Source organism: Streptomyces sp. NBC_01092, assembly GCF_045039535.1.
In the GTDB taxonomy this organism is placed as follows: domain Bacteria; phylum Actinomycetota; class Actinomycetes; order Streptomycetales; family Streptomycetaceae; genus Streptomyces.
On sequence record NZ_CP108659.1, the window covers coordinates 5095095 to 5110465 of the forward strand.

At 70.5% G+C, this 15371-nt stretch carries 21 protein-coding genes; 6 read left to right on the plus strand and 15 right to left on the minus strand.

All coding sequences use genetic code 11. The annotated features are described in order from the left end of the window. Window positions 1–67: 67 nt before the first annotated feature. Window positions 68–691 carry an aerial mycelium formation protein gene (locus tag OG254_RS22925; RefSeq protein WP_351197534.1) on the minus strand — a complete coding sequence of 208 codons (624 nt, stop codon included), beginning with the start codon at window positions 689–691 and terminating at the stop codon, window positions 68–70. Between the two features lie 159 nt (window positions 692–850). On the opposite strand from OG254_RS22925, the gene dtd reads away from it, so the two are divergent. Continuing rightward, on the plus strand, window positions 851–1276 hold the full coding sequence (gene dtd, locus OG254_RS22930) for a D-aminoacyl-tRNA deacylase (protein ID WP_148000083.1): 426 nt from the start codon (window positions 851–853) through the stop codon (window positions 1274–1276). Between the two features lie 32 nt (window positions 1277–1308). Here dtd and OG254_RS22935 read toward each other — a convergent pair whose 3' ends face one another. The 6 genes from OG254_RS22935 to OG254_RS22960 all read right to left on the minus strand — a co-directional run bounded on the left by OG254_RS22935 (window position 1309) and on the right by OG254_RS22960 (window position 5971). Beyond that, window positions 1309–2274, minus strand: coding sequence for a YgfZ/GcvT domain-containing protein (locus OG254_RS22935; protein ID WP_405584747.1), 966 nt, complete (start codon window positions 2272–2274; stop codon window positions 1309–1311). 10 nt (window positions 2275–2284) lie between these two features. Then, the gene (locus OG254_RS22940) at window positions 2285–2722 is read right to left on the minus strand and encodes a Fur family transcriptional regulator (RefSeq protein WP_405584750.1); all 438 of its coding nucleotides are present in this window, start codon (window positions 2720–2722) and stop codon (window positions 2285–2287) included. Window positions 2723–2738: 16 nt separating this feature from the next. After that, entirely contained in the window at window positions 2739–3314 is a 576-nt protein-coding gene (locus OG254_RS22945; protein WP_351197527.1) for an FABP family protein, read from the minus strand. A 226-nt stretch (window positions 3315–3540) separates the two neighbouring features. After that, a complete protein-coding gene (locus OG254_RS22950; RefSeq protein WP_405584754.1) occupies window positions 3541–4392 on the minus strand; it encodes a hypothetical protein in 852 nt (283 codons plus the stop codon). Then, entirely contained in the window at window positions 4389–5225 is an 837-nt protein-coding gene (locus OG254_RS22955; protein ID WP_405584757.1) for a hypothetical protein, read from the minus strand. Before OG254_RS22955 ends, OG254_RS22950 begins: the two co-directional genes overlap by 4 nt. Continuing rightward, window positions 5222–5971: a hypothetical protein gene (locus OG254_RS22960; RefSeq protein WP_405584759.1), complete on the minus strand. Its 750-nt coding sequence runs from the start codon at window positions 5969–5971 to the stop codon at window positions 5222–5224. The genes OG254_RS22955 and OG254_RS22960 overlap by 4 nt, the downstream gene beginning before the upstream one ends. Before the next feature lie 130 nt (window positions 5972–6101). Here OG254_RS22960 and OG254_RS22965 point away from each other — a divergent pair, with 130 nt between their 5' ends. Continuing rightward, entirely contained in the window at window positions 6102–6464 is a 363-nt protein-coding gene (locus OG254_RS22965; RefSeq protein ID WP_351197519.1) for a DsrE family protein, read from the plus strand. Window positions 6465–6486: 22 nt separating this feature from the next. Here the strand turns inward: OG254_RS22965 and OG254_RS22970 are convergent, their stop codons facing one another. The 8 genes from OG254_RS22970 to OG254_RS23005 all read right to left on the minus strand — a co-directional run bounded on the left by OG254_RS22970 (window position 6487) and on the right by OG254_RS23005 (window position 11795). Continuing rightward, window positions 6487–6750 carry a DUF3099 domain-containing protein gene (locus OG254_RS22970; RefSeq protein WP_148000089.1) on the minus strand — a complete coding sequence of 88 codons (264 nt, stop codon included), beginning with the start codon at window positions 6748–6750 and terminating at the stop codon, window positions 6487–6489. Window positions 6751–6847: 97 nt separating this feature from the next. Continuing rightward, on the minus strand, window positions 6848–7135 hold the full coding sequence (locus OG254_RS22975; protein ID WP_073887848.1) for a DUF1416 domain-containing protein: 288 nt from the start codon (window positions 7133–7135) through the stop codon (window positions 6848–6850). A gap of 62 nt (window positions 7136–7197) precedes the next feature. After that, complete coding sequence (locus tag OG254_RS22980) at window positions 7198–8037, minus strand: sulfurtransferase (RefSeq protein WP_148000090.1); 840 nt, start codon at window positions 8035–8037, stop codon at window positions 7198–7200. 128 nt (window positions 8038–8165) lie between these two features. After that, on the minus strand, window positions 8166–8270 hold the full coding sequence (locus OG254_RS22985) for an Ms5788A family Cys-rich leader peptide (protein WP_355744044.1): 105 nt from the start codon (window positions 8268–8270) through the stop codon (window positions 8166–8168). 174 nt (window positions 8271–8444) lie between these two features. Further along, window positions 8445–9182 carry a DUF2993 domain-containing protein gene (locus OG254_RS22990; RefSeq protein WP_405595135.1) on the minus strand — a complete coding sequence of 246 codons (738 nt, stop codon included), beginning with the start codon at window positions 9180–9182 and terminating at the stop codon, window positions 8445–8447. A gap of 159 nt (window positions 9183–9341) precedes the next feature. Further along, window positions 9342–10577, minus strand: a complete 1236-nt coding sequence (locus tag OG254_RS22995; RefSeq protein WP_405584764.1) for a hypothetical protein — start codon at window positions 10575–10577, stop codon at window positions 9342–9344. 1 nt (window position 10578) lies between these two features. Beyond that, window positions 10579–10833: a MoaD/ThiS family protein gene (locus tag OG254_RS23000; RefSeq protein ID WP_148000092.1), complete on the minus strand. Its 255-nt coding sequence runs from the start codon at window positions 10831–10833 to the stop codon at window positions 10579–10581. Window positions 10834–10907: 74 nt separating this feature from the next. Continuing rightward, window positions 10908–11795, minus strand: coding sequence for an alpha/beta hydrolase (locus OG254_RS23005; RefSeq protein WP_405584766.1), 888 nt, complete (start codon window positions 11793–11795; stop codon window positions 10908–10910). A gap of 181 nt (window positions 11796–11976) precedes the next feature. On the opposite strand from OG254_RS23005, the gene OG254_RS23010 reads away from it, so the two are divergent. From OG254_RS23010 to OG254_RS23025, 4 genes are all read left to right on the plus strand, one after another. Further along, complete coding sequence (locus OG254_RS23010) at window positions 11977–12756, plus strand: response regulator transcription factor (protein ID WP_405584769.1); 780 nt, start codon at window positions 11977–11979, stop codon at window positions 12754–12756. Window positions 12757–12883: 127 nt separating this feature from the next. Then, window positions 12884–13906: a LacI family DNA-binding transcriptional regulator gene (locus OG254_RS23015; RefSeq protein ID WP_405584771.1), complete on the plus strand. Its 1023-nt coding sequence runs from the start codon at window positions 12884–12886 to the stop codon at window positions 13904–13906. Between the two features lie 208 nt (window positions 13907–14114). Then, entirely contained in the window at window positions 14115–15146 is a 1032-nt protein-coding gene (locus OG254_RS23020; protein WP_405584774.1) for a S1C family serine protease, read from the plus strand. 26 nt (window positions 15147–15172) lie between these two features. Then, on the plus strand, window positions 15173–15367 hold the full coding sequence (locus tag OG254_RS23025) for a hypothetical protein (protein ID WP_405584777.1): 195 nt from the start codon (window positions 15173–15175) through the stop codon (window positions 15365–15367). The last annotated feature ends 4 nt before the right edge of the window (window positions 15368–15371 follow it).

Sequence of the window (15371 nt, forward strand, 5' to 3'; positions counted from 1 at the left end):
CCCCGCCGCCCGTCACTCCCGACGAACTTTCCACAGCCTGTGGATGACTCCCCGCTCTCCCGCCCGGCTATGTCAGCAGGTCGTCCACCTGCGCCTCGCCGTCCCGGTAGCGCCGGGTGATCTCCGCGCCGCAGTCGTCCGCCGTCCGCTGCAGGCGCTGGCGGCGGCCCGACACCTGCTGCTCGTAGCGCACGAGCCGTCCCATCGCGGTGTTCAGCTCGTCGTCCGTGCGGGCCTGGAGGTCCGACAGCTCCACCTCCGCCAGCATCTCGGCCGCCAGCAGCCGGTACTCCTCGCTCTGCGGGGTACCCAGCGTCACATGGCGGGCCGAGGAGCGCTGGCGGGCCGGGGCGTCGGTGAGGATCTCCGGGAGACGGTCCACGACGGACGCCGCGCCCGCCGGGGAGCGCCGCGCCAACTCCGCCCGCAGAATGTCGATCCGGCCCTGCAGCAGTCTCCTCACATAACTCAGGTCCGCCTCGTCCCGCTGGGCGTCCCGCCGCAGGGTGCGCAGTTCGGGCAGACTGAGCGGGGTCAGGTCCTGCCCGGGCCGTTCCACGGGGAGCCGCGTGTGCGGGCCGGGGCCCGGATCGTCGGCCGTGCGCTGTGTGGGCGGCCGCAGGCCGTCCAGTTGGGCGGCGTGGGTCAACACGACAGCCCCTGGAGGCTGCTCGGTACTCGGTGTGCTCATGTGCCTCTACCGTCCCCTCGACCGGCGTGTGAGGAGCATCGTGCCATCCCAAGTGGCCACTATGTGACCGAGTGCCCATGAACAGCCCCAGATGGGGGGTTAGGGATCAAAAAAGAAGCCCCTTATGAGGCACCGTCGTGCAGACGGCATGATGGCGCCATGCGAGCTGTGGTGCAGAGGGTGGACGGCGCGAGCGTCGTCGTGGACGGGGAGACGGTCGGGGAGATCGACGGCGAGGGGCTGTGCGTCCTCGTCGGGGTCACCCACGAGGACACCAAGGAGAAGGCGGCCGGACTCGCCCGCAAGCTCTGGTCGATCCGCATGCTGGACGACGAGAAGTCGTGCAGCGACATCGACGCCCCGCTCCTCGTCATCAGCCAGTTCACCCTGTACGGCGACGCGCGCAAGGGCCGCCGGCCCACCTGGAACGCCGCCGCCCCGGGCGATGTCGCCGAGCCGCTCGTCGACGAGGTCGTGGCCCAACTGCGCGCCCTGGGCGCCACGGTGGCGACGGGCCGGTTCGGCGCCAAGATGCGGGTGTCCCTGACGAACGACGGCCCGTTCACCGTGCTCCTGGAGCTCTAGGCGGCCCTGGATCTCCAGGCGGCCCTGGCGCTCTAGGGACTGACGACGACCTCCTGCGCCGCCGCCGTCTCCCCCGCCACCAGCCGCGCGTCCAGCGGCACGTTCCGCTTGACCAGCGCGAGCGCGACCGGACCCAGCTCGTGGTGGCGTACGGACGTCGTGATGAAACCGATCTTGCGGCCGTCGGGGTCCTCGTCGGCCAGCCGGATCTCCGTACCGGGAGTCGGCAGATGGACCTCGCTGCCGTCCAGGTGCAGGAAGACCAGGCGGCGCGGGGGCTTGCCGAGGTTCTGGACGCGGGCGACCGTCTCCTGGCCGCGGTAGCAGCCCTTCTGCAAGTGCACCGCCGTATCGATCCAGCCCAGCTCGTGCGGGATGGTGCGGTGGTCGGTCTCGAAGCCGAGGCGCGGGCGGTGGTGCTCGACGCGCAGTGCCTCGTACGCCAGGATCCCGGCCGGCGGGCCGGCCTTCTCCGCGTAGGCCTCCAGGTCCGCGCGCGGGAGGAACAGGTCACGGCCGTACGCCGTCTCGCGTACGACGATGCCCTCGGGCACCTCGGCGATGGACCCGGCGGGCAGGTGCACGACCGCGAAGTCGGCCGTCCGGTCGGCGACTTCGGCCCGGTAGAAGAACTTCATCGACTCCAGGTACGCGATCAGCGCTTCCTGGGTGCCGGGCTCGACATGGATCCAGACCGTCGTGCCGTCGTCGACCAGATACAGCGCGTGCTCGATGTGACCGTGCGCGGAAAGGATCAGCGCTTCGGCGGCCTCGCCCGTGGGCAGCTCGCTGACATGCTGCGTGAGCAGCAGATGCAGCCAGCTCAGCCGGTCGTCGCCGGAGACGGCGATGACTCCGCGGTGGGACAGGTCGACGAATCCGGTGCCGTCGGCGAGGGCGCGCTGCTCGCGGAACAGATCGCCGTAGTGGGCGGCGACACCTTCGTCCACGCCCTCGGCGGGCACGGCGCCGGGCAGGGTCAGCAGGGGGCTCTTCATGGGGCCAAGCCTACGACGTGGTAATTGAACCCTTCAGGGAACAGTCCCTGCAACGCCCGAAGATCGCGAAGTGCTTCATGTCGGTGTCGAAGCCGAACTGCTCGCGCAGCTTGTCCGTGAAGTCCGCGGCCACCGCCACATCCGCCTCGATGACGTTGTCGCAGTCCCGGCACACCAGGTGCAGATGGTGGTGGCGGTCGGCGAGGTGGTAGGTGGGAGCGCCGTGGCCGAGGTGGGCGTGGCTGACCAGGCCCAGCTCCTCCAGCAGCTCCAGCGTGCGGTAGACGGTGGAAATGTTGACCCCCGACGCCGTCTTCCTCACCTCGCTGAGGATGTCGTCGGGGGTCGCGTGCTCAAGGGTGTCCACGGCTTCGAGCACGAGTTGCCGCTGCGGCGTCAGCCGGTAGCCGCGCTGCCTGAGGTCGCTCTTCCAGTCGGTGCTCACCACACCGACGAGTCTAGAGCTACTTGAAGAAGGCGATGCCGTCGTCCGGCATGTCGTCGGGGAGGGCCTTGGCCCAGCGCTCCACGTCATCCGGGGTGACGACCTTCTTCAGGTGGGCCGACATGTAGGGGCGCAGCTCGACCTCGGGGGTCTGCTTCTCGCCGACCCACATCAGGTCGCTCTTGACGTAGCCGTACAGCCGCTTGCCGCCGGTGTAGGGGCCGGAGGCGGCCGTGCGGGCCACCGCGTCGGTGACCAGGTCGATCTGGGGCTTCTTCGCGGCCATCTCGCCGTACCAGATCTCGACGACGCCGTCGTCGCGGACCATCGTCACCTCGACCTTGCGGTCGGCGTCGATGCGCCAGAAGCCGTGCTCGGACTCCAGGGGACGGACCTTGTTCCCGTCGTTGTCCAGGACCCAGGTGTGGGACTGGTACTCCAGGAAGTCGCGGCCGTCGTGGGCGAAGGTGACCTCCTGCCCGAAGTTGCACTTCTCGGAACCGGGGAAGTCGTGCACGCCCGCGCCGGCCCAGTTGCCGAGCAGGAAGGCGAGCGGGACGAGGTCCTTGTGGAGGTCGGACGGAATCTCGATCATGAGCGGCGTTTCCTAGACGTGGGTCAGCGCTGGCCCTGGTACAGCTTCTTCACGGCCAGTCCGGTGAAGGCGAGGACGCCGACGCAGACCAGGGCCAGCAGGGCTTCGAAGAAGATCTCCACGGGGTGCTCCTCGATTGAGCGGAGGTTGTGCTGTACGTAAAGGGCCGGGCCCCAGCTTACGCGGCCGGGGTCCGGCCCTCCTTGCGAGGTACGCCCTCGCGGGGTCAGTCCAGCAGCTGGCTCTGGAGCACCACCGTCTGCTGGAACGGTACGGCCGCCGCACCGCCCTTGCGGGACTGCACCACCAGGCCCACGACGTCGCCCGACACCAGGTAGGCCTGCCGGACCTGCTCGGCGCCGTAGGGCTTGGCCTCGGTGTAGGAGTAGTGCCGCACGTTCACGACCAGCGCCTCGCTCGGGAACTCCTCGTCCGTGTGCACCTCGGCGGCGCCGCGCAAGGCGTGATTGGGCGAGTCGTAGCTGGTCAGGTGGTCCTGCTGGAGCACGTCGGCGACCTGGCCCGAGTCGAATTGGAGCAGGTAGATCCGGGTGTGGGTGCCGTCCTGGGTGGTCCAGCCGCGAGCGGCGACGTGCCGCAGGCCGTGGTCCTTGAGCACCTGGCCGAGGTCGTCCCGGTCCTCCTTCGACGCGTACGCCGACAGGAAGTCCTTCGTCGCCGGCCAGCCGTTCCGTCCGGCGAGCGCCTTGTCGGCCTTGGCCCCCTCGGGCGCCGGCAGCAGCAGCGCGCGCAGGTCGGCGTAGTGCGCGGAGGCCGCGTTGGCCTCGGCGAACGGGGCGGGGCTGCCGGAGGGCAGCGGCGGCTTGGTGATCTCCGGGTACGTCCAGCGGCCGTCCGTCTCGGTCGCCAGACCGGGTACGTCGGTGCGCTCCATCCGCGTGATGCCGTACGCCGTGGAGGCGCCGACCGCGGCGAGGACGACGACGGCCGCGGTCCAGCGCAGGACGGCCCGCAGGACGCGGCGGTCCTTCTTCACCGGCGGTACGGCGGGCGGCGCCTCGGGCATCGGCGGTACGTCCGCCGGGGGCACCGTCGCGATGGGCTGCTGCTCGGTCATACGGCCTTCCCCGGGTCGTCGATGCGGTCGAGCTGCGCGGTGACGAACATCCCGATGCTGTTCAGGTCGACCGGCCGGACGCCGGATGCCGTCACGCTGATCAGCACGTCTCCCGAGTACGCCGTGCAGTACACCCGGTCGAGCTTCTCGCCGGCGCTCTTGGGCGTCAGGAAGCACTGGCCGTTCTTGTGGCCCCGCAGCTTCGGGCCCTTGCGGAAGATGCCCAGGTCGGACAGGAACTCGTTCTGGGACGTCGCGACGTTCCGCGCGGCGTCACGGCTCTTCAGCCGGGCCAGGGTGACGCTCACGTCGAAGGCCGTCTTGTGGTAGATCGCGTAGCTGTCCGCGTTGTAGTAGCTGCGCATCACCATGCCCTTGATGGGCTGCTTGTCGAGCTCCTTCTGCAGCTGCCGGCGGTCGGTGCGGGGCAGGTCCTTGAGGGACTCCTCGCGCAGCGCGGTGGCCTGACGGCCGCTGAGCTCGGCGTCGGATCCGAACTCCCCGAGGTCGGGACCCCGGGTATAGCCCTTCTCGTCGTACGGCAGCAGCAGCCCGCGCAGCCCGGAGGCCGCCTGGCCGGTCCTGCCGTCCGCCTTGCCGTCGGCCGCGGCCGGCTTGGGGAACTTCCAGCTGGGCAGGCCCGGGTCCCGGTCGGCGTCCTGGACGGTCACCACGGTGTACCCGGCCCCGGCGACGACGGCACCGAGCAGCAGCACGATCCCGGCGACGGCGGCGATACGCCCGGGCCGTGGACGCCTGCGCGCGGGGCTCGGGGGGCTCGGGGGGCTCTGCACGATCTCGGGTGTCTCAGGTATCTCGGGCGTCTCGTTCACAGCCGTCCCACCTGCCGCTCGGCGAGATCCATGATCTTCTCCCTGGAGACCGGCTTGGTGTCGTAGACCCAGATGTCCATCGCGATGTCACCGCGCCAGGCGTGCGCCTCGGCCCCGTACAACGGGACGTAGCCGGCCTCCTGCTGGAGGCCGTCATGCACGTACGCCATGCCGTCGCCCGTGCCGGGGATGGCCCAGCTGCGGGTGCGGGACTCCTCCTCGGCCCAGTAGTGCCCGTCGTCGGCGTGCCCGGCGGCGGCCAGGGCCTGCTGCTGGCGGAATTGCACCAGACGGATCTCGACGGTGTACGTGCTGCCCACCCGCCAGCTGGTGACGGCGGCGCGGCGGAACTCGTCGCTGATGAGGCTGCCGAAGACCTCGTCCGGCTCCTCGTAGGTCTCCGCGAACTCGCCGAGGTCCATCCAGCCGTCCGTGCCGACCTCGACCTCGGAGTCGCGCGCGCCCTTGGGCCGCTGGAGCAGCAGCTTGCGCAGGTCGCCGTCGGTCCTCAGCCGGCGGTCCTCGGCGGCCGACAGCGGCTCGGCCTCACCCTTGGCCTGCTTGACCACGGGCTGGGACAGGGGCGGCAGCTTCGTGGGCTCGCGGTCGGCCTGCACGAGGTAACCGGCACAGGTCCCGCCGACGAGCCCGAGCACGGCGGCTCCGGCGACGAGCAGCGCCGTACGCCCGCGTCGGCGGGGCCGGGGAGCGACGGGCACGACCGGCGCGTCGGCCGCCACTCCCACCTGTCCTACTTCTTCGGGTACATCCAAGACGTTCCCCCACAGAACGTGAAGCGCGCACTCCGTATGCGCTGCGCACAGGAGACCCACCGGTAACGTCCGAGGTTGTAAGGGGCTTGATTACGATTCGGCCATGGCGAAGAAGCTGGTGATCAAGGTGACGGCGGGGGCGGACGCCCCCGAACGGTGCTCACAGGCGTTCACGGTCGCGGCGGTGGCCGTCGCGAGCGGTGTCGACGTGTCCCTGTGGCTGACGGGCGAGTCCGCGTGGTTCGCCCTCCCGGGCCGGGCGGCCGAGTTCGAACTCCCGCACGCGGCCCCGCTCCCCGACCTGATCGACTCCGTCCTCGCGGCCGGCCGCCTCACCCTGTGCACCCAGTGCGCGGCCCGCCGGGACATCACGGAGAAGGACGTCATCGAGGGCGTACGCATCGCGGGTGCGCAGGTCTTCGTGCAGGAGGCGATGGCGGACGGGACGCAGGCGCTCGTCTACTGAGACGACTTCCCCGGGACGACTTCTACGGGTGCGGGCGCTTCTTGCCGTCCAGCTCGTCCCACCACTCGTCGGACTTCGGGTCGCCGGAGGGGTCGTCCCACCAGCGGTCCTCCGGCCCCCGCCGGTTGGCGACCATCGCGGCGAGCGGCGGGATGACCATGGCGACCACGCACATGGCGACGGCCGCCGGAATCGACCAGAGGCGCACGACGCCCCAGGCCAGGACGAAGAGCGTGATGCACGTCCCCATCATGGCGAAGTAGAGGTGACGTCGCCGTGCGTACATACGTCCAGGGTAGGTCCGGCTGCCGCCCGCGCATGCCGAAGGGCCGCACCCCAGGCGTCCAACCCGCGGGATGCGGCCCTTCAGGAACCGAGTCGCGTCAGACCGCGATCGCGACCTCCGCGAGGCCACCGTGCTGCGCGACGACCGTACGGTCGGCGGTGCCGCCGGGGACCAGGGCGCGGACGGTCCAGGTGCCCTCAGCCGCGTAGAAACGGAACTGGCCCGTGGCGGAGGTGGGGACCTCCGCGGTGAACTCGCCGGTCGAGTCCAGCAGACGGACGTAGCCCGTCACCGGCTCGCCGTCGCGGGTCACCTGACCCTGGATGGTGGTCTCACCGGGCTTGATCGTCGAGGCGTCGGGGCCGCCGGCCTTCGCTCCACACATGTCTTTCTCCAGATTGGGGTCTGACCGGAAGGAAGGCCGGTCGGGTTTGCTTGCTGGGTCGGTTACTTGTTGGCGCCGAGCTCGATCGGAACGCCGACGAGGGAGCCGTACTCGGTCCAGGAGCCGTCGTAGTTCTTGACGTTCTCCACGCCGAGCAGCTCGTGCAGCACGAACCAGGTCAGCGCGGAGCGCTCACCGATGCGGCAGTAGGCGATGGTGTCCTTCGCCAGGTCCACCTGCTCGTCGGCGTAGAGCTCCTTGAGCTCGTCGTCCGACTTGAAGGTGCCGTCGTCGTTGGCGTTCTTGGACCACGGGATGTTGCGGGCGGACGGGACGTGGCCCGGACGCTGCGACTGCTCCTGCGGCAGGTGGGCCGGCGCGAGCAGCTTGCCGCTGAACTCGTCGGGCGAACGGACGTCGACCAGGTTCTGCGAACCGATGGCCGCCACCACGTCGTCACGGAAGGCACGGATGGCGGTGTTCTGCGGCTTGGCCTTGTAGACGGTCTCGGCGCGCTCCGGGACCTCCTCGACCAGCTCGCGGGCGTCCAGCTCCCACTTCTTGCGGCCGCCGTCGAGGAGCTTGACGTTGTCGTGGCCGTAGAGCTTGAAGTACCAGTAGGCGTAGGACGCGAACCAGTTGTTGTTGCCGCCGTAGAGGATCACCAGCGTGTCGTTGGCGATGCCCTTCGCCGACAGGAGCTTCTCGAAGCCCTCCTGGTCGATGAAGTCGCGGCGGACCGGGTCCTGCAGGTCCTTGGTCCAGTCGATGCGGATCGCGTTCTTGATGTGGTTCTTCTCGTAGGCGGACGTGTCTTCGTCCACCTCCACGATCGCGATACCGGGGTTATCCAGGTTTTCCTGGACCCAGTCGGCGTCGACGAGGACGTCGCTGCGGCTCATGCTCTTCTCTCCTCCGGGGCAGTTGCGGCGGGGCGTGCGAGTGCGAGAGGGGTGCGCGCGCTCGTGCCGAGTCGGCGCACCTGTGCCCTGGTCGGGGCAGGGGGAAACGCGGAAGTCGGAGCTTCCGCTCAGAAGGGGCGACAGAGCATGGCGGCAACGCGGCAGAGGTCTACTGCCCGCCGCTTCGTGAGATCCGCCTGTCGCTTCATGCCGTCGATCGTAGGGACGGACATACGGGCCTGTCACCGGCGTGTCGCATTCTGAGACGCGATCGTCCGGAATGTGGGATGGAGAGGCCGTGAGGACTGCCTCCGCACGGCTTCCGGTCGCCTGCGTCACGCGTCACATCTACGGTACGGACGACACCGTCTCGCTAATTGGACGCGGCGCGCCCGCCGCTCGCCGTACTACCCGGCGAGGCGCACGTTCGAACCCTGCACCGTGATCTCGACACCGCTCTGCGCCGCCTGGACCTTGTCGAGCCGGATGCCGCCGGGCAGGCCGTCGATCTTCTGCTCGAAGTCGGTGATGGCGCGGGCGCGGCTCTCGGCGATGTCGGCGCCGCCGAAGCTGGGCAGGGTGTCGGCCTTCACCCGGACGGTGTCGCCCTGGGCGGTGACCGAGCTGAGGACGTAGACCGGGTTGGGCAGCTTGGTGCCGAGGACGGTGGCCTCGACGGCGACCTTGATCTTGCCGTTGCCGCCGTCGGAGAGGCCGACCACGCTGGCGGTGACGCCCGGGGCGACCTGGGTGGGCTCGGACTTGGCCGTCTTCAGCAGTTCGGCGTAGGTGATGGACGCGGTGCCGGTGGCGGTGGCCGCGGTGGCGGAGCTGTAGTCGCCGGAGAACTCGACGCCCTTCATGATCGCCGTGAGGTCGTCGATCCGGATCGTCTTGCCTTCGGCGCCGGCGGTGGCCTCGTAGTCCTCGATGCCGACCTCGACGTCGTCCAGCGAGCCGCTCGCGACCTGGGTGAGGAACGGGAACCCCTTGATGGACACGTCCGGGGCGGCGTCGAGGTTCTCGCTGGCCTGGAGCTTCCCGGCGGCCTCGTCCTCGGCGAACCCGACGGCGAGCCGGTCGGCCAGCACGAACAGGCCGCCCAGGATCACGACGACTATCAGCAGTATCCGCAGGGCGCGCATGTTGTGGTGTTCCCCCACCTGAGCGGTCATGGACGACCGGGTGGCCGTCCAGCGCGAGGGTAACCCTGGGCCGGGGGTCGACCGGGGAATTGTCGATCACCTGTGACAGGTAAGGGTCCCGCTCGACGCCGGTCGGAGCCGTGCCGCCCGTCCGGGGCCTCAGGCCAACGCCCGCCCCAGCACATAGACCACAGGCGCCGCGGCGGCGAGCGGCAGCGCGACGCCCGCCGTGAAGTGAACGAACCGCGACGGATAGTCGTAGCCGGCCACCCGATGCCCGATCAGCGCGCACACCGCCGCACCACCACCCAGCAGGGCCCCACCGGACCCCACCCCGGTGATCGCACCGACCAGGGCCCCGGAACCGAGCCCCGCGAGCAACGCCACGACCACGGAAGCCGCCGCGGGCAACGGCAGCGCACGGACCACGACCGCAACCCCGACCGCCACCGCCCCCACGGTCACCGCATCCGCCTCCGCGGCGAGATACCCCGACGCGACGATCGCCAGCGCCGCCGAGGCCACCGTCGCCATCAGGCCGTACATCCGCTCGTCCGGATCGGCGTGCGAACGCAGCTGAAGAACCAGCGTCAGCAGCACCCACACACCCAGCGTGCCGAGAATCGCGGCCGGCGCACGGTCGGCGACGAGCAACGCCACGTCCGCCGTCAGCGCCCCCGCGAAGGCGAGCGCGATGCCCTGCCGGGCGGGCCACATGCCGTTCAGCCGGAACCAGCCCGCGGCCGTCACCGCCTGAAGGGCGACGAGCGGTACGAGCAGTGCGTACGACCCGACCGCCGCCGCCAGCGAGAGCAGCAGCCCCAGCAGCGCCGTGAGCGCGGCCGGCTGCATCCCCGGCTCGATGATCGGGGAACGTCCCTCCAGCCGGGCCCGCTGGGCGTCGGTGACACGGGAGTTCCCGGCGACGGTGGCGGGGCCGTAGCCCGGCCCGTCATCCTGCTCGGCGTCGGTGTCAACCTGGGCCTGGGCCTGCGGTGCCTGCGGCTGGACGTGCGCGTGCCCCTGCGGCACCCCGTCCCAGCCCCCCGCCTGATAGCCGGAGCCATGCGTGCCCCGGTACTCGCCGCCCTGGTACTCCGAGGCGCCCTGGTAGCCGACGTACGGCCCCGCCGCCCCGTCCTGCGGCGGCAGATAGGCAGCGTCCTGCGCCGGGGCCGACTGAGGCGGCGTCACCGGCTGCTGCACCTGGGTCTCCCAGGTCTGCCCCTGCCACTGCTGGGTGTACTGCTGGGCGGCGTGCGGATCGTCGTACGCCTGCTGCTGAGCGGGCCACCCCTGCGGCGTCTGCCGCTGGTACGGGTCGTAGCCCTCGTGCCCCTGCTGGGCGCCCTGGCCCTGATAAGGGGCCCCGCCCTCATACGGCTGGTTGGTCATCTCACCCTCCTGCGAACGGCGGGAGCACCTCGACCGTGCCGCCGTCGGCCAGCCGTACCGTCTCATGTCCGCGGGTGCCCGCGGGGTCACCGTCGACGAGGAACGAGCATCGCTGCAGTACGCGCGTCAGTTCCCCGGGGTGTCGCGCACGCACCGCGTCCAGCGCGTCGGCGAGCGTGGCCGCGTCGTACGGCTCCTCGGCGACCCCGGCTGCGGCCTTCGCGGCGGCCCAGTAGCGCACCGTGACCTTTGCCATCTGGTTCCTCAATCGATCGACGTGATCACCGCCGGGAAGCAAGAGGAAGCAAGGGGCGGTGAGCATCGACCAGGCTAGCCCGCCCGCGCGGCGGCCCAGTGACCGATCCGGGCCAGCAGTTCCTCGGCGGCCGCGTGCTCGGCGTGCCCCATTCCGGGCTCCAGCCAGAGTTCGCCGTGGTCACCGGCCGCCTGGGCCAGCATGCGGGGGTGGTCGAGGGGGAAGTAGCCGTCCAGATCGCCGTGCACGATCAGCAACGGGGTCGGTGCGATGTGCGCGACCGCCTCGACCGGGGACATCGGCACCGGGTCCCAGCCCTCGTGATGGATCCGGGTACGGAACCCGTAGCGGCTGACCAGACGCCCCTCGGGCCGGGTCACCATCCAGTGCAGCCGGCGCATCCGGGGCGTGCCCCGGTAGTACCAGCGGGCCGGGGCGCTCACCGACACCACCGCGTCCGTGCCCGCTCCGGTGCGCCCGGACGGCCCGACCTCCGCGCCCCCCACGCCCGTCTCGCCGTACAGCGCCGCGTGCCGCAGCACCACCGAGCCGCCCATGGAGAAGCCGATGGTCGCCACGCGTGTGTGCCCGAGTTCGCGGGCCCAGCGCACCGCGGCGGCCAGGTCGAGCACCTCGCGGTCCCCGACCGTCGAGCGCCCGCCGGACGCCCCGTGGCCGCGGAAGGAGAAGGTGACGACGGCGGCGTGCCGGGTGAGCGCCTCCACCACCCGTCGCACATGCGGCCGGTCCACGTCGCCCGTGAAGCCGTGGGCGACGACGAACGCCAGGTCACCGGCAGATGGACGTGAGGCGTCGTATACGACCGCACCCGGGTCGTATACGGAATCGATCGTCACACCGTCGTCCGTGTGGAGAAACGTCCGCAATGGTGTCAGTCTGGTCGTCTCAGAGTTCGGACGAATCGTCGATCGTGCCACATGATCTGCCGTGCCAGCGCCCATGTCGGCTATTCTGCTGGACAGAGGACTCGGGCAGCGTAGCCCCCGGGTCCTTTTGTGCTTTCGGAAGCGTTGTATACGAAGCGGGAAACTCCAGGTGACCGCGGATGTACGGGGCCCCGGGATCGCAGAGCAGGTGACGTACCGCACACGTCCTCGCAGGGACCGAGGAGGAACCAGACGTATGAGTTCACTGCTGCTCCTGACCAATGCCCTCCAGCCGTCGACGGAGGTGCTCCCGGCTCTCGGCCTGCTGCTCCACAATGTGCGCGTGGCTCCGGCTGAGGGGCCGGCCCTCGTCGACACCCCGGGCGCCGATGTCATCCTCATCGACGGCCGGCGCGACCTGCCCCAGGTGCGCAGCCTGTGCCAGCTGCTGCGCTCCACAGGTCCGGGCTGTCCGCTCATCCTCGTCGTGACGGAGGGCGGCCTCGCCGCCGTCACCGCCGACTGGGGCATCGACGACGTCCTGCTGGACACCGCGGGTCCGGCCGAGGTGGAGGCGCGACTGCGTCTCGCCATGGGCCGCCAGCAGATCGTCAACGACGACTCCCCCATGGAGATCCGCAACGGCGACCTGTCGGTCGACGAGGCGACCTACTCCGCCAAGCTCAAGGGGCGCGTCCTCGACCTCACCTTCAAGGAGTTCGAGCTCATCAAATACCTCGCCCAGCACCCGGGCCGCGTCTTCACACGCGCCCAGCTGCTCCAGGAGGTATGGGGCTACGACTACTTCGGCGGCACCCGGACGGTCGACGTCCACGTACGACGACTGCGCGCGAAGCTCGGCCCCGAGCACGAGTCGCTGATCGGGACCGTCCGGAACGTCGGTTATCGATTCGTTACGCCGGAGAAGGGCGACCGCTCCGGCGACGAGGCCAAGGCCAAGGCCGGGCAGGCAAAGGCGGAGGATGCGGACGAGATGACCGCACTGGACGGCGTCGAGGTCCGGGCCGAGGCGTAGAAAGACCTGACGGACGCTCGGGCAGGGCGTCACCGGCGTCGCTTTCGCACAGGAGAGTGACGGTCGGGCGGCAAGGGAGCTCCTTCACGCCCTGCCCAGAGCGGGTCCATCCGCGTAGACTCCGCGCGTGGCCAAGGTGACTCGGGATGACGTGGCGCGGCTGGCAGGGACGTCCACTGCCGTCGTCAGTTATGTCATCAACAACGGACCCCGGCCGGTCGCCCCGGCCACGCGCGAGCGTGTCCTCGCCGCGATCAAGGAACTGGGGTACCGGCCCGACCGGGTCGCCCAGGCCATGGCCTCGCGGCGCACGGACCTCATAGGCCTGATCGTCCCGGACGCGCGCCAGCCCTTCTTCGGGGAGATGGCGCACGCGGTCGAGTGGGCCGCCGCCGAGCGCGGAAAGATGGTTCTCGTCGGCAACTCCGACTACGTCGGCGAGCGCGAGGTCCACTATCTGCGGGCGTTCCTCGGAATGCGGGTCTCGGGGCTCATCCTCGTCTCCCACGCGCTGAACGACCTGGCCGCCGCGGAGATCGAGGCGTGGGACGCCCGGGTCGTCCTCCTGCACGAGCGGCCGGAGGCCATTGACGACGTCGCCGTCGTCACCGACGACCTCGGCGGCGCCCAGCTCGCCGTACGCCATCTGCTGGAGCACGGCTACGAGTACGTCGCCTGTATGGGCGGCACCGCGGAGACCCCCGCGGTCGGCGACCCGGTCTCCGACCACGTCGAGGGCTGGCGGCGCGCGATGGCGGAGGCGCGGCTCCCCACGGAGGGCCGCCTCTTCGAGGCGCCGTACAACCGCTACGACGCGTATCGCATAGCGCTCGACATCCTGGCCGGGCCGCGGCGGCCGCCCGCGATCTTCTGCTCCACCGACGACCAGGCACTCGGTGTGCTGCGGGCGGCCCGGGAGCTGCGGATCGATGTGCCGGGGGAGCTGGCTGTCGCCGGGTTCGACGACATCAAGGAGGCGGCGCTGGCGGATCCGCCGCTGACGACGGTCGCGTCGGACCGGTCCGCCATGGCACGGGCTGCCGTGGATCTGGTCCTCGATGACGGGCTGCGGGTCGCGGGGTCGCGGCGGGAGCGGCTGAAGGTGTTTCCGTCGCGGCTTGTCGCCCGACGGTCGTGCGGTTGCGCGTAGCTCCGCTGGTAGGGCCGTCATTCGTCGCACGGTCGTCTGTGGCTTGTCGCGCAGTTCCCCGCGCCCCTGGAGGGGCGCTTCCATGAGGCTTCTCTGAGAGAGCTCCGACAGTCGCCAGAAGGGTCCTTACATCGGGCATACGGCCTTCTGCCGGGCTTCTCAGCCGGCGCTCAGGAAGCTCTCATGGTCGGGCGACAAGCTCGTTTCCATGACCGAGAGCTTCCGCCGTAGCGGCGAGTACGAGAACCCGTACCAGCAGCAGGCCTCCTCCCCCGTGAACCCGGAGTGGCCGCCCCCGCCGCCGCACGAGCCGTCGGCGCCCACCGCTCTCCTCTCCGAGCCCGTCGGCCGGCCGCGCAGGGCCAAGCGCAACCGTGGCCCCGTCGCGCTGCTCGCCACCGTGGCGATCGTCGCCGCCGCGATCGGTGGCGGCACGGCCTACGGCATCCAGGAGCTGACCGGCAACGACACCGTCGCCTCCTCCAGCTCCACCAGCACCAACGTCGTGCCCTCCAGCCAGAAGGGCACCGTCTCCGGGGTCGCCAAGGCGGTCAGCCCGAGCATCGTCGAGATCAGCGCCCAGTCCAACGCCGGTTCCTCCACCGGCTCCGGCGTGATCATCACCGGTGACGGCGAGATCATCACCAACAACCACGTCGTCTCCGGCGCCTCGTCGGTCAAGGTGACGACCAGCGACGGCAAGGAGTACACCGCCGACGTCGTCGGCACGGACAGCAGCAAGGACCTGGCGCTGATCAAGCTCCAGAACGCCTCCGGACTGACGGTGGCCACCCTCGGCAACTCCGACGGGGTCCAGGTCGGCGACCAGGTCGTGGCGATCGGCTCCCCCGAGGGCCTGACCGGCACGGTCACCAGCGGCATCGTGTCCGCGCTCAACCGTGACGTGACCGTCTCGACGGACGAGGGTCAGGGGCAGCAGCAACAGCAGCAGGGCGGCGGCGGATGGCCGTTCGAGTTCGGCGGCCAGGAGTTCAACGGCGACACCGGCTCGTCCACGACGACGTACAAGGCGCTCCAGACCGACGCGTCCCTGAACCCCGGCAACTCCGGCGGCGCGCTGATCGACATGAACGGCAACATCATCGGCATCAACTCGGCGATGTACTCGGCCGCCGGCTCGGGTTCCTCCGACGCGGGCAGCGTGGGCCTCGGCTTCGCCATCCCGATCAACACCGTCAAGGCCGACCTGGCGAAGCTGCGGTCGGGTTCGCAGAACTGAGCCGACGCCACGCGAAGGAGCACGTCATGATCACGCAGGTCGAGCACACCGCGACCGGCGCCGGTGCCGGCGCCGCCGACATCGCCCTGGCCCTGGAGGTCGCCGGCGCCCTGCACGCCCCGACGGCTCCGGCCCGGGCGCCGGAGCTGGTGACCGCCCGCCCGCGCGCGGGTCGCCGCAGCGCCGCGGCCCGGGGCCGTCGCCGTACCGTACGAGGCTGAGAAC